This window comes from Acidobacteriota bacterium (assembly GCA_016196035.1).
GTDB lineage: Bacteria > Acidobacteriota > Blastocatellia > RBC074 > RBC074 > JACPYM01.
In genome coordinates this window covers 45,896-67,281 of record JACPYM010000065.1, presented here as the reverse complement: position 1 = coordinate 67,281, position 21,386 = coordinate 45,896, and the positions used below count along the sequence as shown (strand labels likewise).

The window sequence follows — 21,386 nt, the reverse complement described above, 5'->3', positions numbered from 1 at the left end:
TTGCAGCAGTCCCCACCGAATTGTTATGCGCAAAGTCACGCTCATCGGCGGCGGCGGCATTCGCACGCCGCTGGTCGTTCACGGTCTGGCGCAAGCGCAACAGCAGTTGGATTTGGCTGAGGTTGCACTTTACGACATTGACCGTGAACGGCTGGTGACCGTCGCGATGCTGGCGCGCGAAGCCGCCCGCCAATTGGGCAGCCCGCTCAACATCACCACGCCAACCGATTTATCTGAAGCAGTCACCGGCGCGGATTTCATCATCCACAGCATCCGTGTCGGCGGCAGCGCCGCGCGCGCGCGCGACGAACGCCTCGCCATCGAACACGGCATCGCCGGCCAGGAAACCACCGGCATTGGCGGTCTGGCCAAAGCCTTGCGCACGATTCCCGTCGTCCTCGAACAAGCCCGCGTGATCGAAGCGCACGCGCCCAACGCCTGGTTCATCAGCTTCACCAATCCGGCGGGCCTGATGGCACAGGCGTTGAGCCAACACACGCGGCTGCGTTCCATCGGCATCTGCGACACGCCCACAGAACTCTTTCAGCGGTTGGCGCTGGCCTTGAATGCCCAACCTGACGAGGTGCGCTGCGATTATTTCGGGCTGAATCACTTGGGCTGGGTGCGCCGCGTCGAATTGCGCGGGCGCGATGTCACCGCGCAGGTGTTGAATGACGACGCACTGCTGCGGAGCCTTTACTCAGCCGACTTATTCGACCCCGCAATGATCCGCGCGCTGGGTCTGATTCCCAGCGAGTATCTGTACTTTTACTACGAACAACAGCGCGCGCTGGCCAATCAACGCGCTGCCGGTGCCAGCCGGGGCGAGGAAATCGTCCGCCTGAACGCCGAACTCTTTGCGCGCCTGGAAAGCGCAATCAAAGCGGAAGGCTTGCCTGAAGCCCTGACGATTTATCGCGACTACCTGCGCCGCCGTTCTGGCTCGTATATGAAACTGGAAGCCGAAGCGGGTTCGGCGTTGCAGGCAGGCATCGAGCAGGAAGAAGACCCGTTCAATGCCGCAACGGGCTATCACCGCATCGCGCTCGACGTAATGACGGCGCTGGTCAGCGCGCAACCTGCGCGCATCGTGCTGAACGTGCCCAATCGCGGGGCGATCACCGATCTAGCCAATGATGACGTGGTCGAGGTTCCCTGCCTGGTTGATCGCCACGGGCCGCAGCTGCTTGCTGTGGGGCAGTTGCCGACAACCGTGTGCGGCTTGACGCAAGCCGTCAAAGAATACGAACGGCTCACCATTCGTGCCGCAGTCGAAGGGTCGCAAGAACTGGCGCGGCTGGCCTTGTTGGCGTATCCGTTGGTGGGCGAATGGCAACCGGCTTGTCTTTTGCTGGAGGCCTTGTGCCAGCACGACAGCGAACACCTCGGCTATCTGCGTTAGGCGGTTCGGCTTGCGCTACTGTGGCGACCGCGTACAATCAACGCCGCAAACAAACAATCCACTTTCCGACAACTGAGAGGAACTGATCACGATGAAGCAAACCCTGCTGCTTTCAACCACGTTACTGCTGGCTGTGCTGGCCGTCGCGGCGCAAAACGCCAGCAACTGGCAAAAGATTTTTGACGGCAAGACGCTGACCGGCTGGCAAAAGAAAGCCGTGCACGGCGGCAACGGCGGCGTCTGGACGGTCGAGAACGGCGCCCTCGTCGCCAATCAGGAACCCGACCACAAAGGCGGCTTGCTGGGCACCGAAAAGAGCTATTCCGACTATGAGATTGAATTGGAATTCATGGCCGATTACCCCGTGGACACGGGCCTGTTCCTGCGCGTGCGCGAAGACGGTATGGGCTATCAGATCACTTTGGATTACCGCGATGGCGGCTATGTCGGCAGCCTGTATGCGCCCGCCGCCGGTGATTTCATCCAGCAAAACAAAAACTGGCCCGATTTCTTCCTGAAGGGCAAATGGAACAAGTTGCGCGCCCGCATCGAAGGCCAACCCGCGCACGTGCAGGCCTGGCTGAACGGCTACAAGACGATTGATTTTCAGGACAACCGCGACCGCTATCCGCGCACAGGCTATATCGGCTTGCAGGTGCACGGCGGGGCGGGGGCATGGGGCGATACGGCGCGGGCGCGCTTTCGCAACATTCGTTTGCTGGAGTTGGGCAAATGATGCGCCTGAAATCGCTTTCTTCGTCGCGTAGCGACGGAATGAATTTAGCCGTGGGTTGCAACCCACGGTGGCCGCGTGGGGTTGCGGCGTCGCGTCAGCGACGCTTGAATTCAGGCGTCGCTGACGCGACGGTGGGACTTTTCCGCTTGCTCCGTGGGTTGCAACCCACGGCTAAATTCATTCCGTCGCTACGCGACGAAAACCAGCGCAACGGGTCGCACAAGACCAGCCTAATGACATTTACACAGACCGCTTTGTTGTTGTTGGTGCTCTGCGTTGCTGCTGCGCCGCAAACGCTGACCGAGCAAAAATTTCAAATTGCCACTGAAGCCGAAGTCTTGCTCGACCTCACAGCCAGCGCCCCTGGTGCCTCCTGGCTGGAAAAAGGCCGCGAAGCTGCGACCGCTACGATCTATTTAGACAGGCGCTATCATCAAGACGTAATCCTATTCAATGGCGCACGCCAGCATACCTATCAACTGCTGCTGGGCCGTTTGCAGCCGGGCGAACACAGCTACCGTGTCGAATTGAATCGTCAGCAATCGGCTCCGCAAGCCACGACCATCGAAATCAAAGACGCCAAGATCATTACCATTGAGCGCAACCAGCCGGAGTTTCTCGCGCTGGCCTATGCGCCCATTCTTTACGCACGGCCCAACACGATTGGCAAATTCTCTGACGTGCCGTTGCTGGCGTATTACGAAACCGAGCGCAAAGGCGACAGGACGCTGCTGCGTTACACTGTCATCTTCAGCAACGAAGACGGCGGCACGCAGACCAGCGCCTTGATGGCGCGCTGGGGACGCACGACCGACATCGAATACGTTTGCGAAACCGAACTCGACGCGCAGGGCCACGCGATCAAGACGATCTTTCAAGGCGTCAATCACAAAGACACCGAATTCGGCGGGCAACGCGAAGCCGGGCATCCGCTGTTTCTGACGGCCAGCGACAACAACAATTTCAGCGACCAGGGTGAATCGGCCATGCGCTTTGCCTTGCGTCCGCTGCCTTTTGATCTGAGCAAAGCCTCGCGCGAATCGGTGATGGATGCGCAGCCCTGGACGTATCGCGTGATGGCCGACGAGATGCGGCGCGAAGGCAAGCTGACCAGCGCGCGCACCTTGGGGTTGCGCATTGCGGATTTTCGTAACTATCTGTTCATTGACGCCAATTCGACGTTGCGCAATGGGGCGCTGCTCAGCTTTGCCGTCAAACTCAAAGGCGATCCGAAATGGTATCCGTCCGATCTGGGCATCGGCTATTACAAGCTTGACCGCAGTGGTTATATCCGCACGGCAATCCGCCTGCCACAGACGATTCAGCCGCAACAGATCGAGCGGCTGATGGCGCGCTGCGACCTGCCTGGCAACCCGCGTTCGCGCGAAGAAATTGAAAAAGCGACCGCCGCAGTTTGCGAATTGCACAGCATCAACAAGGTGCTGGTGCTGGATGAAGCCACCCAACCGCACGCGCTGAACAACTGTTTTGGGGCGGCAACGCTGGCCTTTGGCGAGGCAGCAGAGTTGAAGACGGGTTGTGTGGGCAAGTGACAGGCACTGGCGCGTAATGTACAGCAGGCTGCCAGCCTGCGGCGATCACAAGGTAAAAGGACAACGAACTATCAGTACCTCACCTGACCTCAGCAGGCTAGCAGCCTGCTGTACAGGATGCTCTAAATTGCGCCAAACCCGTTTCTTGACAAGCCTCGGAAGCCGTCCGTATAGTGCCCGTTATGTCATTTCCTTTGAATTCAAACGCCAAGCGGATTCGCAGCACGACGATCCTTTCCGTCCGCCGCGACAATCGCGTCGTCGTGGCCGGTGATGGACAGGTGACGATGGGCGATACGATCATGAAAGCCAATGCGCGCAAAGTCCGCCGTCTTTACAGCGACAAAGTCGTGGCGGGATTTGCCGGGGCGACGGCGGATGCCTTCGCGCTCTTTCAACGCTTTGAATCGAAGCTTGAGCAGTATCACGGGCAACTCAATCGCGCAGCAGTTGAACTGGCTAAAGACTGGCGCACCGACAAGATGATGCGCAATTTGGAAGCTTTGCTGATCGTGGCCGATGCTTCGGCGACCTTGCTGATTTCCGGCACCGGCGACGTGATCGAACCGGATGACGGCATCGTGGCGATTGGCTCGGGCGGCCCGTTTGCCCTGGCAGCAGCCCGTGCCCTGTCGCGGCATACAGAATTGCCTGCGCGCGAAATCGCCGAGGCCGCGATGAAGGTGGCAGGCGAGATTTGCATCTACAGCAATCTGAACTTAATCATTGAAGAAATCTGAAGCAGCAATTTTTGAGAGGACAGCCATATGAATCCGCTTTTCATTACAGTAAACATCGCTACTGCCGCCTTTATTGTCAGCCTGTTTGGGGCAAATTATCTTACCCAACGGTCATTGGAACGGATACTAGAACAGCAGAACAAAACCATTGATGCTAAGTTGGAGACTATTCGCGCAGAATTTCGGACTGAAATTGGCGGTTTGCGCGGAGAGATTGCTTCGCTGCGAATTGAGCTAGCCAATCTGGCTCAGCGTGTTGAACGCATCAAACGTCAACTCGACAAAATCTTCAAACCAGTGTTGCCCGGCTCCTAACCCCCAAGACGCTTTACCTACTTTCATCAAATTATGGTCATTTACCTTTCAGGAGAGATTGAAGAGCCGCTCAGCTTGGATCAACTGACGCCGCGTCAAATCGTCGCCGAACTGGACAAGCATGTAATTGGTCAAAGCGCCGCCAAAAAAGCGGTCGCGGTGGCGCTGCGCAATCGCATTCGCCGGCAAAAACTGCCGCCCGAACTCGCCCAGGATGTGACGCCCAAGAACATCATCATGATCGGTTCAACCGGCGTCGGGAAAACCGAGATCGCGCGGCGGCTGGCGCGGCTTTCGTCTTCACCCTTTCTCAAAGTCGAAGCTTCCAAATTCACCGAGGTCGGTTATGTTGGGCGCGATGTCGAATCCATGATCCGCGACCTGGTCGAGATCGCGATAGATTTGGTGCAGGCCGAAAAGTTTGAAGAGATTGCCGACAAGGCTGAAGGCAACGTCGAAGAGCAAATCCTCGATTTATTGTTGCCGCCGAGCAAAGCACATACGCCAGACTCCGATCAATTCATTGACCAGATTGAAAACACGCCGAGCGCCGCGCAGGAAACCTACAACCGCACGCGCGAAAAGTTCCGGCAGCAACTGCGCGAAGGCAAGCTCGATGCGCGCCTAGTTGAAATGGAAGTCCGCGAACGCAACTTCCCTTCCTTCGAGATCATCACCAACCAAGGCGTCGAAGAGATGGACATCAACCTGAAAGATATGATGCCCGGCCTGTTTGGCGGCAAGACCAAACAACGCAAGATGCGCGTTGACGAAGCGATGGAATATCTGCTGGAAGAGGAAAAGCAGAAGCTGGTGGATATGGACACCGTCTCGCGCATCGCGCTCGAACGCGTCGAACAATCCGGCATCATCTTTCTGGACGAGATTGACAAGATCGCCGGGCGCGAATCCGGCCACGGCCCCGACGTTTCGCGCGAAGGCGTCCAACGCGACATCCTGCCCATCATCGAAGGCACCACCGTCAACACCAAGTACGGCATGGTGCGCACCGATCATATCCTGTTTATCGCGGCAGGCGCCTTTCACGTCTCCAAGCCATCCGACCTGATCCCTGAATTGCAGGGCCGTTTCCCGATTCGCGTCGAATTGCAGCCGCTCACGATAGACGATTTCAAACGCATCCTGACCGAACCTAAAAATGCATTGCTCAAACAATATGTCGCGCTGCTCGACACCGAAGGCATCACGCTGGAATTCACGCCGGACGCCATCGAGGCCATTGCCGATTTCGGTTTCAAGGTGAACGAGACCACCGAAGACATCGGCGCGCGCCGCTTACAAACGATGCTCGAAAAAGTGCTCGAAGACATCCTGTTTGAGGCACCCGACCTGCCTGAAAAGCGCCAGATGATTGACGCCAACTACGTCAGCAAGATGCTTGCCGAGATTGTGAAGAATGAAGACCTCAGTCGGTACATCCTGTAAAAAGCAAAAGGCAAAAGGCAAAAGGCAAAAGGCAAAAGTGCTGCTTTTTTGCCTTTTGCTTTCAGCGCTAAGCGGTTGCGGCAAAATCGGCGAACCGCTGCCGCCCATCCCGCGCGCGCCCTTGGTCGTCAATGAACTGAGCGTGACCCAACAAGGCTCACGTCTGATTTTGGCGTTCCCACTTGTGCGACCGCCGCGCGCAGAGGGGTTGCAGCGCATTGACATCTTCCGGTTGATCGAACCGGAAAGCGCGCCGCCAGGATTAACCGAGGAAGAGTTTGCCGCCCGCGCAACGGTCATCAGTTCGATCTCAGGCGAACAGGTAGCAGCCGGTTCAACCACGATTACACACCAAGACCCGCTTGATCTGCGCCAGCAACCCAAAGGTTTGCGCTACCGCTATGCAGTGCGGCTGTTTAACCAGGCTGGTCGCGGGGCTGATTTTTCCAATTACGCCACCATCACACCGCTCACTGAATTGGCTTCCGCGCCGCCGCACCCCTCATTCACGCTCACCCAAACCGAACTTGTCATCACCTGGTCGCCACCCGAAACCAACGAAAATGGCACGCGGCCAGCCAACATCGCCGGATATAATCTCTATCGCAAAACGGGCGCGAATGTGACGAAACTCAACGCGCAACCGCTCAAGGATACGCGCTACGTGGATAAGGCTTTTCAGTTCGGCGTGACGTATGAGTATTTTGTGCGCAGCCTGTCAGCGCAACTTCCCGCGCCTAGCAATACCAAGCTGAATGAAACCATCGAAGGCAATGCCAGCGAAACATTAGTCGTCACACCCAAAGACACGTTTGCGCCGACGGCCCCGGCCTCCATCACCATTGCCTCAATCAATGGGCAGGTTTCGTTGTTCTGGCCCTCCAACCCCGAAGCCGACCTGGCGGGCTATAACATATACCGCGCTGAAGACGAGGCAGCGCCAACCGACAAATGGATCAAGCTGAATGCCCGGCTGCATACGCCGACCACCTTCCGCGATGACCGTGTGCAAGTGGGCAAGCGTTACTTTTACCAGATCACCGCAGTTGATACAGCCAACAATGAAAGTTCCCGCTCCGCAACGGTGAGTGAAACAGTGAATCCATAAGTGAACCGGAAAGGACACGCCGCGAACGTCCAAACCAACCATTCGCAGCAGACTAACAACTCACCCTGGAATTAATTGCCGCGCAACAATCGGATAGATTGCTGCCGCCCAGCCATGCGAACATCACCCGCGTGAAAGCAGAAAGGAGTGCAATTTATGAGCACACAACTTACTCAAGCAGGCGCATCCACTCTTGATGAAGCGCATTGCTGGCAGGCAGTGCAAACACGCGCCGCGCAATTCGACGGGTTGTTTTATTACGGCGTGCATACCACGGGCGTTTACTGCCGGCCATCCTGCGCCTCGCGGCAGCCTAAGCGTGAGAACGTCCGCTTTTATGCCCTGCCCGAAGCCGCGCGGGCGGCGGGGTTGCGTGCGTGTAAACGCTGTAAACCGGATGCGGTTGAATTGTGTGATCCGCAGGCAGCACTGGTGCGCGGCGTTTGTCGCTTGCTGGAAACCGCGCTGGACCAGACACCGGACTTGGCCGAACTAAGTGGCAACCTCGCCGTCAGCCGGTTTCACTTGCAGCGGCTTTTCAAAAAACTGATGGGGATCACGCCGCGCCAATATGCTGAGGCACAGCGCACCACGCGATTCAAAGAGCACCTGAAAACAGGTGCGAGCGTCAGCGTTGCAACCTACGCCGCCGGTTACGGTTCGAGCAGCCGGTTGTATGAAAAAGCCGCCGCACAATTGGGCATGACCCCGGCGGTCTATCGCAAAGGAGGCCAAGGAATGCAGATCAATTACACGACGACCGAATGCCCGCTGGGCTGGCTTTTGGTGGCGGCAACAACCAAGGGCATTTGCGCCATTACGCTTGGCGATGCGCCGGAGCAATTACAGCGCGACTTAGCGGCAGAGTTTCCGCAAGCGGAGATCACTGCTGATCACACCGTCTTACAAACGCACGTCGCGGCATTGTTAGCGCATTTGCACGGGCAACTGCCGCATCCTGACCTGCCGCTTGATGTGCGCGGCACGGCCTTTCAAAAACGCGTTTGGGAGGAGTTGCGGCGTATTCCATACGGAGAAACGGTTTCTTACGGCGAAGTGGCGCGCCGCCTTGATCAACCCAGCGCCACGCGCGCCGTGGCGCGTGCGTGCGCCACCAATCCGGCGGCGCTCGTGACACCCTGCCATCGAGTGATTCGTGAGAGTGGCGAGTTAAGCGGCTACCGTTGGGGCATCGAACGTAAGAAAGCTTTGCTGACACAAGAAAAGGCGCTGCGGAAATAAGAAGCTGCGGCGGCGTTCGGTTTCATTGCCGCTTTATTGACGACGAAGCCGTGTCCATTGGCGATCACTGCTGTCTTGCGCAAACAGATCCGGCTCGCTGCGGGCCTGATCTGTTTGCGCGCGCAGACGACGACGCGACCATTCATCAGTCAATAGTTTCGGCGAAGAAAGTTTCAGCGACAAAGCAACCCAACCCATTCTTGACCTCATCCACCAGGCTCACTATACTTCCGCGCGAATGATTACGAATGATCCTGTGAATCAAACGATGCAGCCCTTGGTCATAGAGGGCAGATTGAAAGCTGATGGTTTGCGCTTTGCGATTGTGGCAAGCCGCTGGAACGACTTGATCGTCAGCAGATTGATTGGCGGGGCGCAAGACGCTCTCCTGCGCTTGGGCGCCTCCGAAAAACAGATCACTTTGGTTCGAGTTCCCGGTTCTTTTGAAATCCCACTTGCAGCCAAGAAATTGGCGACTAGCGGACGGTACGAAGCGATCATTTGCGTGGGAGCCGTGATTCGCGGCGAGACGCCACATTTTGAGCATATCGCCGCGGAAGTGACAAAAGGGATCGCGTCGGCTTCCATGTCAACCGGCGTTCCCATCGCGTATGGCATCATTACCGCCGATACGGTTGAGCAAGCAATCAATCGGGCCGGCGTGAAGGCAGGCAACAAAGGTTTTGAGGCGGCAATGACTGCCGTTGAAATGGCAAACCTGCTAAAAGAGTTGTGAAAGATAGTCGCCAAAGCTTGCGCCCCTCTCGCCAACGGTCAAGCCTTGTTGTTCCCCCAGACTCGACGTCACAACCCTCGAACCTGAAAACTCAAAATGGCGGTACATTGAAAACTATTATGGGTGCTAGGCGTAGAGCGCGCGAATGTGCGCTGCAAATGCTGTTCGCTTATGACATCGCGCGGCCTTCGGTCAATGAACTGATCGAAACTTTCTGGGGGGAAATGGCCGAAGCAGGTGATGACGTAAAAGAGTTCGCCAATGAGCTTGCCGTAGGTGCAATCTCGAACCTCGAGGAAATTGACGAACGAATCCGGTTGCGCACGGAGCATTGGCGTATCTCACGGATGGCTGTAGTAGACCGTAATTTACTCCGCCTGGCTGTTTACGAGTTCCTCCACCAAGCCAGCACGCCGAAAACCGTGGCCATCAACGAGGCGTTGGAAATTGCCCGGCGTTTCTCCACACACGAAGCAACGCAATTTATCAACGGTATCCTGGACGCAATCAAGCGCGATTTGGAAACTCAGCTCATACAGAATACGCGAGCAGCCGAGGCCTCTGCTCGCCCAACCAATTGACAGCGACTCTACATCCGCTTGCTTTGGCTCATGCGCAAGGACTTGACTGCCCGGCGTTCAGTCATTTTAGTTTGGCGCTTTTGCGTCCAATCGAACTGTAAAGTAAAATCCCCGCACTTTTTGAAGATTCACTTTCATTGGCGGGATGTATGCGAAATCATTACTCGAAAATTCTACTCTTTACGCTCTGCGCTTTGATCGTTGTGCACGAAGTGGCCGGGCAAACGCAAACCCAGCCTCCCGGTAAGCCGCAGGAACAGCAAAAACAGGATCCTTCGATCCTCGTGATTCCCTCTACTTATGTGACGGTGCCCGTCATTGTGTCTGACCGCTATGGACGTATTGTCACAGGTCTCAACAAGGACCAATTCAGCGTGAGAGAGGATGGCAAGGAGCAAAAAGTGGATGATTTCTCAGCCTCTGAGACTCCTTTCAGCGTGGTGCTGCTGATTGACACGAGCCGCAGCACTGTCCGCAAGTTAGGTGCGATTCAAAAGGCGGCTGAGAACTTCATCAAACAATTGCAACCGCGTGACCGCGTAATGGTCCTGACCTTTGATGACAAGATTAACGTCATCAGTGATTTTACAGGCGATGTAAGTACGCTCAGAAAAGCCATCAAAGCCGCCAAGACAGGCTATTCCACGCGGCTTTATGACGCTATCCAATTCGCCGTCACGGAAAAGCTAGCCAAAGTACAAGGACGCAAAGCGATTGTGGTGCTAACCGATGGCGTAGACACCGCCAGTAAACAAGCCACTTTTGAAAGTACAATTGATTTGATTGCCGGGTCTGGCATCATTAGCTATGCCATTCAGTATGAAACCCGTAACGAAGGCGCGCCCGTTATGCGCCCTATCTTTTTACCGAATAACGGAAACGCTTTGTTTTCGCCCAGGTTTGAAGACAACAAGCAACGTGCCTTTGAACGACGTGCTATGCCGCTACAATTCGATGCCGCGATTAGCGCGAAGCCTCTTGACCTTGAACCGCAATCAAACGTGATCAGTGGCCAAAATCCCTCGCATGAGCGCGACAGGTATTTGATTGCCAACGATTACCTGCAACTGCTAACAAAGGTATCTGGCGCGCGTCATCTCAGGGCCGACAGTATCGAGAACACGAGTCTTTCGTTCACTTTGATTGCCAATGAATTACGCAATCTCTACACATTGGGCTATATCTCCTCCAATGATCAGCGCGATGGCAAGTATCGCTCTATCCTTGTGAGTGTCGGCACATCGGGATTGACGGTTCGCACACGGGATGGTTACCGCGCGCCCAAAGAGGAGCCGAGTAATGGTGAAAAAGAAATGCCAGTAAAAAAGCCCGGCACTACGACAAAACAGTAGAGCGTTTGGCACAACCAGTATTTGACCAAGGCCTGCCAGATAAGCAGGTCTTTTGTTTTGCTGGTGAGGATTTTGCTTTACCGCAAAACCAAATAAAAAATCCCACGATGCGACAATTTCACATCGTGGGAATCAAGCAGGAGAAGGAGGGAGGTAAGTCACTAGCCATGCTCCGGTGCGACCCAACCGCACACAGAACCCCGACAGCTTTTCAACTTAGAACTGTCGGCTATTGGCAAATCCGTCATCAATAAATGATAGCTTGTCAGTTACGAAGCAGCGCTTATCAAGATGAATCTCTTAATAAACCAGCATAAACAGGATGTTTATACCATCAAGACACGGCGAGTATATTCGGCCAAATAAGGTGAGTCAAGCCGCTTTATTTTCTCGCTACAACTTTTTCCCAAACCATGTTCACCGGATAGCCAGGGGCAATGGCTGCAATTACTAAAGGATTTATGCTAAGCTGCCCGCCGTTTCCCCCCAAACAACTTGAATACCTGTTAATCCATTTCTCCAGTTGGAGGCAAGAGTGAATAATAAAAGAACCCCATTCCGTCTCTGTTTTTGGCTGAGTTTTTGTGCCACCTTATTGGTTCTGCTAACAACGGTTGCTTACGCTGACACAATCAAAATGAAGGATGGCAGTGTCTATAAGGGCAAAGTTACCGGCTATAGCCAACGCAAATTCACCATCACCATTTACGTCGGATCATCTTCTTCTCAGCATGTCATTCCCGTAGATGAGATAGAGAGTGTTGAATTCGACGCCAGCGATATTGGCGCGCCGCGTGCGATGACGAATCCTGGCAATCCCGAAGGCCCATCCAGTCGCAGTGAAAAACCGCGGTATGAATCGCAGCCCGTCCAGCAACCGATCGTGCGCCCGGATCCGGAAGCGAAAGAACCTGTCGCAATAGCCAAACCGCCTGTCACGAATACTGGTGAGATCAACACCGCAGCGCTTGGCGAAACAGCCGGCTTACTGGCGGATAAAACAATCAGTATCGCGGCGGCGGCGGACTGGACGAGCACTGAGGTCAGAGTGCAGCGCGGGCAACGTGTCGTGGTGAATGCTTCCGGTGAAGTTGATCTGGGAAATAATCAGCGGGCCACTCCGAATGGCATCGCGCTCAATGACAGTCGTAAACTGATGCTCAACCGTCCGACTGGGGCGCTAATCGCGGTCGTCGGGGATGATAACGATGACTTTGTCTTCCTCGGCACGAATGGAGAATTTACGGCCACCCACAGCGGCGTGCTATTTCTCAGCGTCAACGAGGGCAATCTCAAAGACAACAACGGCTCTTTTATCGCAAAAGTAAAGGTGTTCAATAAATGAGCCAGCCTGAGCGGAGTAAGAGCGCTCAGCTTGCTCCGCTCATTCCTTCCGTGCCAGATAGAACATCCGCCCATCACTCAGCGTCATTCCAAATTCGCGCCGCGCATCATAAGTTTTGACGTGCCGAAAGCCTGCTTCCGCCAACGCCGCCAGCACTTCTGTTTCAGCATAGTATCGTTGGTGTAACGTCACATCACTCCGTTGCCATAACCCCGCCAGCAATCTGAACATTGTGACTTCATACCGCTTCAATTTCGTTTCAGCGTCATAGATTCCGCGTACCAAACAGACATGATCGTCGCTCACCATATCCAGTGTTTGACCAAAAAGTTCAGATTCGTCTTCCATATTCAAATCGAAGAGAAAGACGCCGTCTTCACCCAGGGCTTGGTGAACGTTACGGAAGACCTGCACCAATTCCTGGAATTCCATCAGATGGTTCAAACTATCAAAGGCTGAGAGCACAGCTTGAAAGCGCCTTGGCAGTCTAAAAGACCGCGCATCGGCGTGCACAAATTCGGCTGCCGGAGCATTCTGGCGCGCCAGTTCCAACATTGCCGTCGAACCATCCAGGCCCGTCACTTGATAACCTCGCTCGCACAAACCGGCAGCCAATTGCCCCGTCCCGCAACACAAATCCAGCACGCGGCAGCCTGATGGCAAGTGTGGGAACAGCAGTATGTTGAAGATCACCAAGGCCGGACGGCTGAACTCTTCGCCCCAGTAACGATTGTAAAACCAGGCAAAGCTGTCGTAATCGGAATAGATGTTGTGCGTCGGCATAGCGCATCAATATAGGCGCAACCGCTCAAGAAAGAAAAGATACGTTCGCTTCAATTGGTTTGCTTGGCGCGTCAGAGCGATTCAGTTACACTCGCCCCACGCTCAAAGCAATATCCAAAAATCTACGTCATCAATTCATACTTGGTGGTCAAACCCAGTGGTCAACCCGAAAGGAACCCGGCTATGCATTTCGAGTATTCCGAGAAGGTCAAATACCTGCAACAGAAGCTCAACGCTTTCATGGATGAGTATATCTACCCCAATGAAAATCTTTTCGCCGAACAGATCGAAGAAAACACCCGCCTGGGCAAGCGCTGGTCGCCTGTCCAAATCATCGAAGATCTGAAACCGAAAGCCCACGCGGAAGGCCTCTGGAATCTTTTCTTACCACACGAATCCGACCCTGCGGGCAAGTACGGCGGCGGGTTGACCAACCTGGAATACGCTCCCCTGTGCGAAATCATGGGCCGCTCGCCGATGGCCGCCGAGGTTTTTAACTGCTCCGCTCCCGACACGGGCAATATGGAAGTGCTGGCGCGTTACGGCACCGAAGAGCAAAAGCGCCAATGGCTGACGCCGCTGCTTGAGGGCGAGATTCGTTCATGTTTCGCGATGACCGAACCCGAGGTCGCCTCATCCGATGCCACCAACATCCAGTCCAGCATTGTGCGGGATGGCGATCATTACGTCATCAATGGCCGCAAGTGGTGGACTTCGGGCGCGGGTGATCCGCGTTGCAAGATCGCCATCTTTATGGGCAAAACCGATCCTTCAGCGCCGCGCCATAAACAGCAATCCATGATCCTGGTGCCGATGGATGCGCCCGGCGTCACGATCAAACGTATGCTTTCCGTCTTCGGCTATGATCACGCACCACATGGCCATGCTGAAACGCTTTTTGAAAATGTGCGCGTGCCAGCTTCCTACTTGCTGCTCGGCGAAGGGCGCGGCTTTGAAATCGCGCAGGGGCGTCTAGGCCCTGGCCGCATTCATCATTGTATGCGCCTGATTGGCGTGGCCGAGCGCGCGCTCGAATCCATGTGCAAGCGCGTCAAACAGCGGGTCGCCTTCGGCAAAACGCTCGCCGAACAAGGCACCATTCGCGCCGACATCGCCACCTCGCGCATCGAGATTGAACAGGCTCGCCTGCTGACCTTGAAAGCGGCCTATATGATGGACACGGTGGGCAACAAAGTCGCGGCGGCTGAGATTGCTATGATCAAAGTGCTCGCCCCCAACGTGGCACTGAAGGTCATTGACCGCGCCATCCAGGCGCATGGCGGCGGCGGCGTCAGTGGCGATTTCAATTTGGCGGGTGCTTGGGCCAACTCGCGCACACTCAGGCTCGCGGACGGCCCTGACGAAGTGCATCGCGAAGCGATTGCCAAAATTGAATTGAGGAAATACGAATGAACCTGAAAGATAAAGTCGCGGTTGTCACCGGCGGCGCCAATGGCATTGGCGCCGCGCTCTGTCGCCGCTTTGCCCAAGAAGGCGCGCGCGTGGTCGTTGCCGATCTTGAAGCCGAAAAGGCGCAAACGCTGGCGGCGGAAATTGGCGCGCTGGCCGTGGGCACGGATGTCGGCAAAGAATCCGATCTCATCAACCTCGTGCAACAGGCCAATGCCGCCTATGGTCCGATTGATCTCTTCTGTTCCAACGCTGGCATCGGCGGCCCGCCCGGCGGCATTGAAGCCTCGAATGAAGCCTGGCAGCAGATTTGGGAAATCAACCTGATGGCACACGTTTACGCCGCGCGCGCCGTGCTGCCGCAGATGCTGGAACGCGGTGCAGGCTATCTGCTCAACACGGCCTCGGCGGCGGGCCTCCTCTCGCAAATTGGCGCGGCTCCTTATGCCGTTACCAAACACGCGGCGGTTTCATTCGCCGAATGGCTGGCGATCACGTATGGCGACCGTGGGATCAAGGTTTCGTGCCTGTGCCCGCAAGGCGTGCGCACACGCATGTTGGAAGGCGATGAATTCCACGGCATCACCAATTTCCTGCGCGAATCAGCGATAGAACCGGCGGCTCTCGCTGAAGTTGTTGTGCAGGGACTCGCCTCCGAACAGTTTCTGATTCTGCCACATCCTGAAGTAGCCGAGTACATCAAACGCAAAGCGGGCGATTACGACCGCTGGTTGCGCGGGATGCGCAAGCTCCAAGCAAATCTTTCCTGAATGCGGAGTGCGGAATGCGGAATGAAAGTTCCCGCGGCTCCGCATTCCGCATTCCGCATTCCGCATTCAAGCTATGGGACAACTCACACTCATCCGTCACGGCCAAGCGCGCGCCTTTGAACAAGACTCTGACCGGTTGACTGAAATTGGCGAACAGCAGGCGCGTGCGCTCGGCGCATATTGGCTGCGGCACAACGTTGGTTTTGACGAAGCCTATTGCGGCACGTTGGTGCGACAGCGCCGCACGGCTGAAATCATTGGCGCAGGCTTTGCCGCCGACGGACGCGCATGGCCCGCGTTGCAGAGCCTGCCGGCGTTGAATGAATACGATGCCAGCGGCTTGTGGCAACAGTTCGCGCCGGCCCTGGCTGAACGTGACGCGCAATTCCGCGTCTTACTGGAAGCCTTCCAGCAACATCGCCACAGCCCCGAGCGCAATCGTTACTTCCAAAAGATGTTTGAAGCCGCCACCACTTGCTGGCTAAAGGGCGAGTTTGAAGCTGAGGGCGTCGAACATTGGGCGTCATTTCGCGAACGTGTGCGTGGCGCGCTCAAACAGATTATGTCAAAAGAAGGCAGTGGCCGCCGCATCGCCGTTTTCACTTCGGGCGGTGTCATTGGCCTCGCGGTGCAAACCGCTTTGCATGCACCGGAAGCAAAAGCCCTGGAAATCAATTGGCGCGTGCGCAACTGCTCTCTGACCGAATTCACGTTTAGCCGCGACCGGCTCGCCTTCGATTCATTCAATGCCCTGCCGCACCTGGACGATCCGGCGTTAATCACCTACCGTTGAACCATCATGATGCCAAGTGAAAATGCGCGGCTGGCGCTTCGTTGCAGCGCCCTGGTCAAAAAATACAACGATGTCACGGCCCTCAACGGCCTCGATCTGGCTGTGTACGTCGGCGAATGCTTCGGCCTCTTAGGCCCGAACGGCGCGGGCAAAACGACGACGGTCGAAATCCTGGAAGGGTTGAACCAGGCGGATAGCGGCACTGCCGAATTGCTCGGCTTGCATTGGGGCGGTCACGACGAACGCGCCATCCGCGAACGCATCGGTGTGCAGTTGCAACAAACCAAGCTGCCCGACAAACTCAGCGTCGAAGAAACTATCCGGCTCTTCCGCAGCTTTTACCGGCACGGCCATACGCTCGATCACGTCATCAGTCTGGTCTCGCTGGAAGAAAAACGCCACGCGCGCGTCGCCAAACTTTCCGGCGGCCAACGCCAGCGCCTAGCCGTCGCCTGCGCCCTGGTCAGCGCGCCAGACATCCTGTTTCTCGACGAACCAACCACCGGGCTTGACCCGCAGGCGCGCTTGCAAATGTGGGAAGTGGTCGAACGCTTTCGCGCTGAAGGCGGGACGGTGTTAATCACGACGCATTACATGGAAGAGGCCGCGCGTTTGTGTGATCGCTTGGCGATCATGGATCACGGGCGCGTCATCGCGTTGGGCACGCCCGCCGAATTGATTGCCTCGTTGGGCGCGGATCAGATTATCGAATTCACGATCACGGGCGCGGAAGATCATTTCGACGCCACTCCGCTGGCCCAGTTACCCGGCATTAGCGGTACACGTGAGCAAAAACCCCGTGAGCAAAAGCCCCGTGAGCAAAAGCAAAGCTATGCGCTGAGCGTTTCTGACATTGGCGTAGCGCTGCCGGCCCTGTTGGCGGAACTCAGCCGGCAGCAAGTCACACTCAATCAACTCACCACGCATCAGGCGACGCTCGAAGATGTCTTCGTCAACCTGACCGGCAGACAGTTGCGTGAAGAATAAGCGGCATCCACACTGTCCTTTCCTTTGAATACGACCACCTATGAGCAACGCGGCAAATTCGTCTGAGCAAAACCAACCAACAGCGGCCTGGCAATCGCTGTCTGAATTAACGCTGATGCGGCTGCGGGAACTTGTGCGCACGCCCGAAGCGCTCTTCTGGACGTTCGTCTTCCCCATCCTGATGGCCTGCGCCTTGGGCATCGCCTTTCGCAACACCGCGCCGACCAAAACGCGCGTGGCGGTGGAAAACGCGGCGCCCAATGCCCCCAATCTCGCCGCCACGCTCTCACGGGCGCCCGAATTGGATGGCGTGTTGATGTCACCGGCAGCCGCGCATCAAGCCTTACGCAGCGGTAAGGTCGCACTCATTGTGCGCGCGAGTTCCGAAACAGCCTTTGAATATCAATTCGACCCGACACGCCCCGAAAGCCGCAGCACTCGTTTGTTGGTCAACGATGTGCTGCAACGCGCCGCCGGACGCGCCGATGTCGCCAGCGTCAAAGAGGCGACCTTCACTGAACCGGGCGCGCGTTACATTGATTTTCTGGTGCCCGGCTTGATTGGCATGAATTTGCTGAGCAGCGGCCTCTGGGGTTTCGGGTTTGCCATCGTGCTGGCGCGTACCGAAAAATTGCTCAAGCAATTGTCGGCCACGCCGATGCGACGCTGGCAATACTTGTTGTCATTCATGCTCTCGCGCTTGCTTTTCTTAGGGCCTGAACTCATCGTGCTGCTGGGCTTTGCTTACTTGGTTTTTGGCGTCCGCATGCACGGTTCCTGGCTGACCTTCGGCTTGCTCGCGGTGCTCGGTTCACTGACCTCTGCTGGTTTGGGATTATTAGTTGCCGCGCGCACCAAAACGCTAGAGGCGGCGGGCGGATTGATGAATCTGGTGATTCTGCCGATGTGGATTTTGTCCGGCACCTTCTTTTCAGCTACGCGCTTTCCGGATTTCGCCCAGCCGTTTATCAAAGCGCTGCCCTTGACGGCCATGAATGACTCGTTGCGCGCTGTCATGAACGAGGGAGCGCCGCTTTCGGCAACCACTTTGGAAATTGGCATCCTGGCTGCTTGGGCGATGGTGACCTTTGCCATCGCGCTGCGCATTTTCCGTTGGCAATGAAAAATGTTATCAAGTGAATGACGGCAGTTACGTCTAGCTGCTCCGTCGGTTGCTCTCAACTTCAGGACTTATCTCAGGAGTAAATGATGGTTGCATCGAATAAAGCAAAGACAATCACGTTCGGCGTGGGCGATGAAATCTCCTACGCCTTTGGCAATGGCATGGCTTACGGCGAAGTGCTGCGCGTGCTGGAAGGCGGCCAAGCCCTCGAGATTCAATTTGAAGACGGGCGGCGCGAGGTCAAAAAAGCGCGCGACGGAGCGTTGCGGCTGTTACGCCGGGCCACCGGCGCCAGTGAACTTGAAGAAGCCAATCACCATCGCGAGCGCACGCGCGACACAGACATCGGCGAAGTCATGCGCGGCGACATTCGGCGGCGCAAATAAGCGGCTCCTTGGCGAAACTTAACGCAAAACCCTGCAACAGACGCGCAAAACATTGTCGCGGCGGCGTTCAAAGCGGCGTGTGCTATACTTCGCGCAACCCTTTTCCTGCAGCAAGATGAACCATTGATTTAGCGTTTGGAGGTAATAATGAATCGTCAATTCCTATGTGCGCTGGTGACCGGGATGTTACTCAGCTTGAGCGGTGTCGCGCGCGCTCAAACGACACCGGAAACCAAAAGCGACGAGGCCAATACAACCCACAACATCACCATCAGTGAAGGCACAACCGCGCGCATTTCGCTGCAATCGCAACTCAGTTCCAAGATTAGTGAAGTCGGCGACGAAGTCATCGGTGTGCTTTACGAAAGCGTGCGTTCCAGCGATGGCCGTGTCGCCATCCCGCGCGGCACTGAGTTCATCGGGCGCGTCACACAGGTGCAAGCCGCCAAACGCCCGCAACGCCAGGCGACCATTACCATCACCTTCGAGCAGATGCGCATGTCTTACGGCGTCGAAAAAGTCTCGACCATCGTCACCGCCATTGACGATTACGCCAACGACGAAAAGTACAAATCGAAAGATGAAGAGGGCAAAGTCGGCGGCGGTCACAGCGGCGGTCGCACGGGCCGCAACGCCGGCACAATGGGCGGCATTGGCGGGGCCATTGGCGGGGCCATCGGCGGGCTGGGCGGCGTCTTGGGTGGCGCCGGTGTCGGCGCGCTGGGCGGCGTGCTGATGAGCAAAGGCAACGACATCAAACTCGCGCCTGGCACCGTCCTGCGCGTGCGCTTTGAACGCCCCGTCAGCCTGCCCGCGCTTGAAACTGCCCGCGAAGCGCCACGCAACGAACGACAGTAGCTCCATCAGACCACAGACTTCAGACCAAAGACATCAGACATCAAGCTTCTGGCTTTGCTCTCTCGGCAATCCCAAAAACCTGATGTGTGATGTCTGATGTCTTTGGTCTGAAGTCTGTGGTCTGTGGTCTGATGAATGGACATACCCCGCGGCCTTGTGATAGAAAACCGTCGTAATTGATTCAAGCTTCATCGTTTTCCCTACCCAATAGATGGCAAATACAGCAACGGTGCCCGTGCTGGAAATGCGCGGTATCGGCAAAGCTTTTTCCGGCAACCAAGTGCTCGCCGACGTCAACCTAACGGCGCGCGCGGGTGAAGTATTAGCGCTCGTCGGCGAGAATGGCGCGGGCAAATCCACTTTGATGAAAATCTTGGCGGGCGTGCATCAGCCTGATGGCGGCGAGATTTCACTGGATGGCCAGCCTATTCAGTTCGCGCGTCCTGCTGATGCTCTTGCCGCAGGCATTGCGATGATTTACCAGGAACTCTCGCTCGCTCCGCATCTGACCGTTGCCGAAAACATCTTCCTGGGTCGGGAACCTCTGAAGCTGCGAGCGCTGGGCCTCATCAACCAACGGGCACTGAATGATCGCGCCCGGCAATTGCTGAATGAATACGGTTTCAAACTTGACCCGCAAGCGCGTGTGGGCCGCCTTAGTGCCGCCGCCCGGCAACTGGTCGAAATCACGCGCGCCATCGTCGAAGCCAAGCGAGTCATCGTGATGGACGAGCCGACTTCTTCGCTCACCAATCACGAAGTTGAAGAGCTATTCCGCCTTATTCGCAATCTGAAACAGCGCGGCTTGGCCGTCATTTACATCTCGCACCGGCTGGAAGAGTTAGACGAAATCGCTGACCAACTGACGATTCTGCGCGATGGCCGCGCCGTCTACAATGGTGTATGGGGCGAAATCACGACCGACGAAATGATCCGCCAAATGGCAGGCCGTGAGTTGAAAGAAATCTTTCCGCCACGCCACGCCACCCTGGGCGAAGTCAAATTGCGCGTGCGTGAACTCTCGCATCCGCCGAAATTTGAAAACGCCAGTTTTGAAGCGCGCGCGGGTGAGGTCGTAGGCATCGCTGGCTTGGCTGGCGCGGGCCGAACCGAAATGCTCGAAGCCATCTTCGGCGCACATCCGGCAACCAGTGGCGCAGTGGAAATCAACGGCGCCTCTTTCATCGCCACGCAACCAAACGCCGCCATCAAACGCGGCATGAGCCTGTTGACCGAAGACCGCAAACGCACGGGACTCTGCCTGAATTTGCCCATGTCCACCAACATCACACTTGCCAACGTGCGCGCGCTGGTGAAAGGCGGACGATTGCAACGCCGACGCGAAACTGAAGCCGCTCGCCAATACATTCAAAAGTTAGGCATCAAACCGCCTACGCCTGGCAAACTGGTGGGGCGGCTGAGCGGCGGTAATCAGCAGAAATCGCTGCTGGCACGCTGGCTTTTCGCCGAATCCAAGGTATTCATGCTGGATGAGCCGACGCGCGGCGTAGACGTTGCGGCGCGCACTGAGATTTATCGCGAGATCAATGAACTGGCCGAAGCAGGCGCGTGTGTCGTGATGGTCTCTTCTGATCTACCCGAACTACTGGGCATGGCGGATCGCATTCTGGTGATGCGGCGCGGCAAACTGGTAGCCGAACTCAACGCGCAACAAACTAGCCAAGAAGAAATTCTAAAATACGCGGCGCTTGAGGAATAA

Annotated in this window: 22 protein-coding genes; 20 read left to right on the top strand and 2 right to left on the bottom strand. The window is 56.3% G+C overall.

Annotated elements, in window-relative coordinates; genetic code table 11:
• Nucleotides 1-25: 25 nt before the first annotated feature.
• The 8 genes from HY011_20265 (at nucleotide 26) to ada (ending at nucleotide 8,542) form a co-directional block, all read left to right on the top strand.
• Nucleotides 26-1,402: a 6-phospho-beta-glucosidase gene (locus tag HY011_20265; protein ID MBI3425275.1), complete on the top strand. Its 1,377-nt coding sequence runs from the start codon at nucleotides 26-28 to the stop codon at nucleotides 1,400-1,402.
• A gap of 91 nt (nucleotides 1,403-1,493) precedes the next feature.
• Nucleotides 1,494-2,138 carry a DUF1080 domain-containing protein gene (locus HY011_20260; protein MBI3425274.1) on the top strand — a complete coding sequence of 215 codons (645 nt, stop codon included), beginning with the start codon at nucleotides 1,494-1,496 and terminating at the stop codon, nucleotides 2,136-2,138.
• A gap of 233 nt (nucleotides 2,139-2,371) precedes the next feature.
• Complete coding sequence (locus HY011_20255) at nucleotides 2,372-3,691, top strand: hypothetical protein (protein ID MBI3425273.1); 1,320 nt, start codon at nucleotides 2,372-2,374, stop codon at nucleotides 3,689-3,691.
• A 182-nt stretch (nucleotides 3,692-3,873) separates the two neighbouring features.
• Nucleotides 3,874-4,431, top strand: coding sequence for an ATP-dependent protease subunit HslV (gene hslV, locus HY011_20250; GenBank protein MBI3425272.1), 558 nt, complete (start codon nucleotides 3,874-3,876; stop codon nucleotides 4,429-4,431).
• Nucleotides 4,432-4,458: 27 nt separating this feature from the next.
• A complete protein-coding gene (locus tag HY011_20245) occupies nucleotides 4,459-4,746 on the top strand; it encodes a hypothetical protein (GenBank protein ID MBI3425271.1) in 288 nt (95 codons plus the stop codon).
• Nucleotides 4,747-4,779: 33 nt separating this feature from the next.
• The gene (gene hslU, locus HY011_20240; GenBank protein ID MBI3425270.1) at nucleotides 4,780-6,192 is read left to right on the top strand and encodes an ATP-dependent protease ATPase subunit HslU; all 1,413 of its coding nucleotides are present in this window, start codon (nucleotides 4,780-4,782) and stop codon (nucleotides 6,190-6,192) included.
• Between the two features lie 55 nt (nucleotides 6,193-6,247).
• Complete coding sequence (locus HY011_20235; GenBank protein MBI3425269.1) at nucleotides 6,248-7,300, top strand: hypothetical protein; 1,053 nt, start codon at nucleotides 6,248-6,250, stop codon at nucleotides 7,298-7,300.
• Nucleotides 7,301-7,456: 156 nt separating this feature from the next.
• On the top strand, nucleotides 7,457-8,542 hold the full coding sequence (ada, locus tag HY011_20230; GenBank protein MBI3425268.1) for a bifunctional DNA-binding transcriptional regulator/O6-methylguanine-DNA methyltransferase Ada: 1,086 nt from the start codon (nucleotides 7,457-7,459) through the stop codon (nucleotides 8,540-8,542).
• A 33-nt stretch (nucleotides 8,543-8,575) separates the two neighbouring features.
• Here the strand turns inward: ada and HY011_20225 are convergent, their stop codons facing one another.
• Complete coding sequence (locus tag HY011_20225; protein MBI3425267.1) at nucleotides 8,576-8,740, bottom strand: hypothetical protein; 165 nt, start codon at nucleotides 8,738-8,740, stop codon at nucleotides 8,576-8,578.
• Nucleotides 8,741-8,810: 70 nt separating this feature from the next.
• Here HY011_20225 and HY011_20220 point away from each other — a divergent pair, with 70 nt between their 5' ends.
• The 4 genes from HY011_20220 to HY011_20205 all read left to right on the top strand — a co-directional run bounded on the left by HY011_20220 (nucleotide 8,811) and on the right by HY011_20205 (nucleotide 12,556).
• A complete protein-coding gene (locus tag HY011_20220) occupies nucleotides 8,811-9,278 on the top strand; it encodes a 6,7-dimethyl-8-ribityllumazine synthase (protein ID MBI3425266.1) in 468 nt (155 codons plus the stop codon).
• 158 nt (nucleotides 9,279-9,436) lie between these two features.
• Nucleotides 9,437-9,859 (top strand): transcription antitermination factor NusB, encoded by a 423-nt coding sequence (gene nusB, locus HY011_20215; protein ID MBI3425265.1) that lies wholly within the window; start codon nucleotides 9,437-9,439, stop codon nucleotides 9,857-9,859.
• A gap of 149 nt (nucleotides 9,860-10,008) precedes the next feature.
• Entirely contained in the window at nucleotides 10,009-11,211 is a 1,203-nt protein-coding gene (locus tag HY011_20210) for a VWA domain-containing protein (GenBank protein MBI3425264.1), read from the top strand.
• Nucleotides 11,212-11,746: 535 nt separating this feature from the next.
• A complete protein-coding gene (locus HY011_20205; protein ID MBI3425263.1) occupies nucleotides 11,747-12,556 on the top strand; it encodes a hypothetical protein in 810 nt (269 codons plus the stop codon).
• A 39-nt stretch (nucleotides 12,557-12,595) separates the two neighbouring features.
• Here the strand turns inward: HY011_20205 and HY011_20200 are convergent, their stop codons facing one another.
• Complete coding sequence (locus HY011_20200; GenBank protein ID MBI3425262.1) at nucleotides 12,596-13,339, bottom strand: class I SAM-dependent methyltransferase; 744 nt, start codon at nucleotides 13,337-13,339, stop codon at nucleotides 12,596-12,598.
• Nucleotides 13,340-13,522: 183 nt separating this feature from the next.
• Between HY011_20200 and HY011_20195 the strand changes: the two genes are divergently transcribed.
• From HY011_20195 to HY011_20160, 8 genes are all read left to right on the top strand, one after another.
• Nucleotides 13,523-14,752, top strand: coding sequence for an acyl-CoA dehydrogenase family protein (locus HY011_20195; protein ID MBI3425261.1), 1,230 nt, complete (start codon nucleotides 13,523-13,525; stop codon nucleotides 14,750-14,752).
• Entirely contained in the window at nucleotides 14,749-15,519 is a 771-nt protein-coding gene (locus HY011_20190; GenBank protein MBI3425260.1) for an SDR family oxidoreductase, read from the top strand. Before HY011_20195 ends, HY011_20190 begins: the two co-directional genes overlap by 4 nt.
• 73 nt (nucleotides 15,520-15,592) lie before the next feature.
• On the top strand, nucleotides 15,593-16,312 hold the full coding sequence (locus tag HY011_20185) for a histidine phosphatase family protein (GenBank protein ID MBI3425259.1): 720 nt from the start codon (nucleotides 15,593-15,595) through the stop codon (nucleotides 16,310-16,312).
• A 6-nt stretch (nucleotides 16,313-16,318) separates the two neighbouring features.
• The gene (locus HY011_20180; GenBank protein MBI3425258.1) at nucleotides 16,319-17,299 is read left to right on the top strand and encodes an ABC transporter ATP-binding protein; all 981 of its coding nucleotides are present in this window, start codon (nucleotides 16,319-16,321) and stop codon (nucleotides 17,297-17,299) included.
• A gap of 40 nt (nucleotides 17,300-17,339) precedes the next feature.
• Nucleotides 17,340-18,422: an ABC transporter permease gene (locus tag HY011_20175; protein ID MBI3425257.1), complete on the top strand. Its 1,083-nt coding sequence runs from the start codon at nucleotides 17,340-17,342 to the stop codon at nucleotides 18,420-18,422.
• A gap of 83 nt (nucleotides 18,423-18,505) precedes the next feature.
• Entirely contained in the window at nucleotides 18,506-18,808 is a 303-nt protein-coding gene (locus HY011_20170) for a hypothetical protein (protein MBI3425256.1), read from the top strand.
• Between the two features lie 147 nt (nucleotides 18,809-18,955).
• Nucleotides 18,956-19,666 carry a hypothetical protein gene (locus tag HY011_20165; protein MBI3425255.1) on the top strand — a complete coding sequence of 237 codons (711 nt, stop codon included), beginning with the start codon at nucleotides 18,956-18,958 and terminating at the stop codon, nucleotides 19,664-19,666.
• A gap of 211 nt (nucleotides 19,667-19,877) precedes the next feature.
• Nucleotides 19,878-21,386, top strand: a complete 1,509-nt coding sequence (locus HY011_20160; GenBank protein ID MBI3425254.1) for a sugar ABC transporter ATP-binding protein — start codon at nucleotides 19,878-19,880, stop codon at nucleotides 21,384-21,386.

Coding starts and splice junctions, on each gene's coding strand:
- HY011_20200 (MBI3425262.1), bottom strand. CDS start 13,339: ATGCCGACGCACAACATCTATTCCGATTACGACAGCTTTGCCTGGTTT.
- nusB (MBI3425265.1), top strand. CDS start 9,437: ATGCTGTTCGCTTATGACATCGCGCGGCCTTCGGTCAATGAACTGATC.
- HY011_20210 (MBI3425264.1), top strand. CDS start 10,009: ATGCGAAATCATTACTCGAAAATTCTACTCTTTACGCTCTGCGCTTTG.
- HY011_20220 (MBI3425266.1), top strand. CDS start 8,811: ATGCAGCCCTTGGTCATAGAGGGCAGATTGAAAGCTGATGGTTTGCGC.
- HY011_20255 (MBI3425273.1), top strand. CDS start 2,372: ATGACATTTACACAGACCGCTTTGTTGTTGTTGGTGCTCTGCGTTGCT.
- hslV (MBI3425272.1), top strand. CDS start 3,874: ATGTCATTTCCTTTGAATTCAAACGCCAAGCGGATTCGCAGCACGACG.
- HY011_20160 (MBI3425254.1), top strand. CDS start 19,878: ATGGCAAATACAGCAACGGTGCCCGTGCTGGAAATGCGCGGTATCGGC.
- HY011_20185 (MBI3425259.1), top strand. CDS start 15,593: ATGGGACAACTCACACTCATCCGTCACGGCCAAGCGCGCGCCTTTGAA.
- HY011_20245 (MBI3425271.1), top strand. CDS start 4,459: ATGAATCCGCTTTTCATTACAGTAAACATCGCTACTGCCGCCTTTATT.
- HY011_20170 (MBI3425256.1), top strand. CDS start 18,506: ATGATGGTTGCATCGAATAAAGCAAAGACAATCACGTTCGGCGTGGGC.
- HY011_20175 (MBI3425257.1), top strand. CDS start 17,340: ATGAGCAACGCGGCAAATTCGTCTGAGCAAAACCAACCAACAGCGGCC.
- HY011_20190 (MBI3425260.1), top strand. CDS start 14,749: ATGAACCTGAAAGATAAAGTCGCGGTTGTCACCGGCGGCGCCAATGGC.
- HY011_20165 (MBI3425255.1), top strand. CDS start 18,956: ATGAATCGTCAATTCCTATGTGCGCTGGTGACCGGGATGTTACTCAGC.
- HY011_20195 (MBI3425261.1), top strand. CDS start 13,523: ATGCATTTCGAGTATTCCGAGAAGGTCAAATACCTGCAACAGAAGCTC.
- hslU (MBI3425270.1), top strand. CDS start 4,780: ATGGTCATTTACCTTTCAGGAGAGATTGAAGAGCCGCTCAGCTTGGAT.
- HY011_20265 (MBI3425275.1), top strand. CDS start 26: ATGCGCAAAGTCACGCTCATCGGCGGCGGCGGCATTCGCACGCCGCTG.
- HY011_20225 (MBI3425267.1), bottom strand. CDS start 8,740: ATGGGTTGGGTTGCTTTGTCGCTGAAACTTTCTTCGCCGAAACTATTG.
- HY011_20180 (MBI3425258.1), top strand. CDS start 16,319: ATGATGCCAAGTGAAAATGCGCGGCTGGCGCTTCGTTGCAGCGCCCTG.
- HY011_20260 (MBI3425274.1), top strand. CDS start 1,494: ATGAAGCAAACCCTGCTGCTTTCAACCACGTTACTGCTGGCTGTGCTG.
- ada (MBI3425268.1), top strand. CDS start 7,457: ATGAGCACACAACTTACTCAAGCAGGCGCATCCACTCTTGATGAAGCG.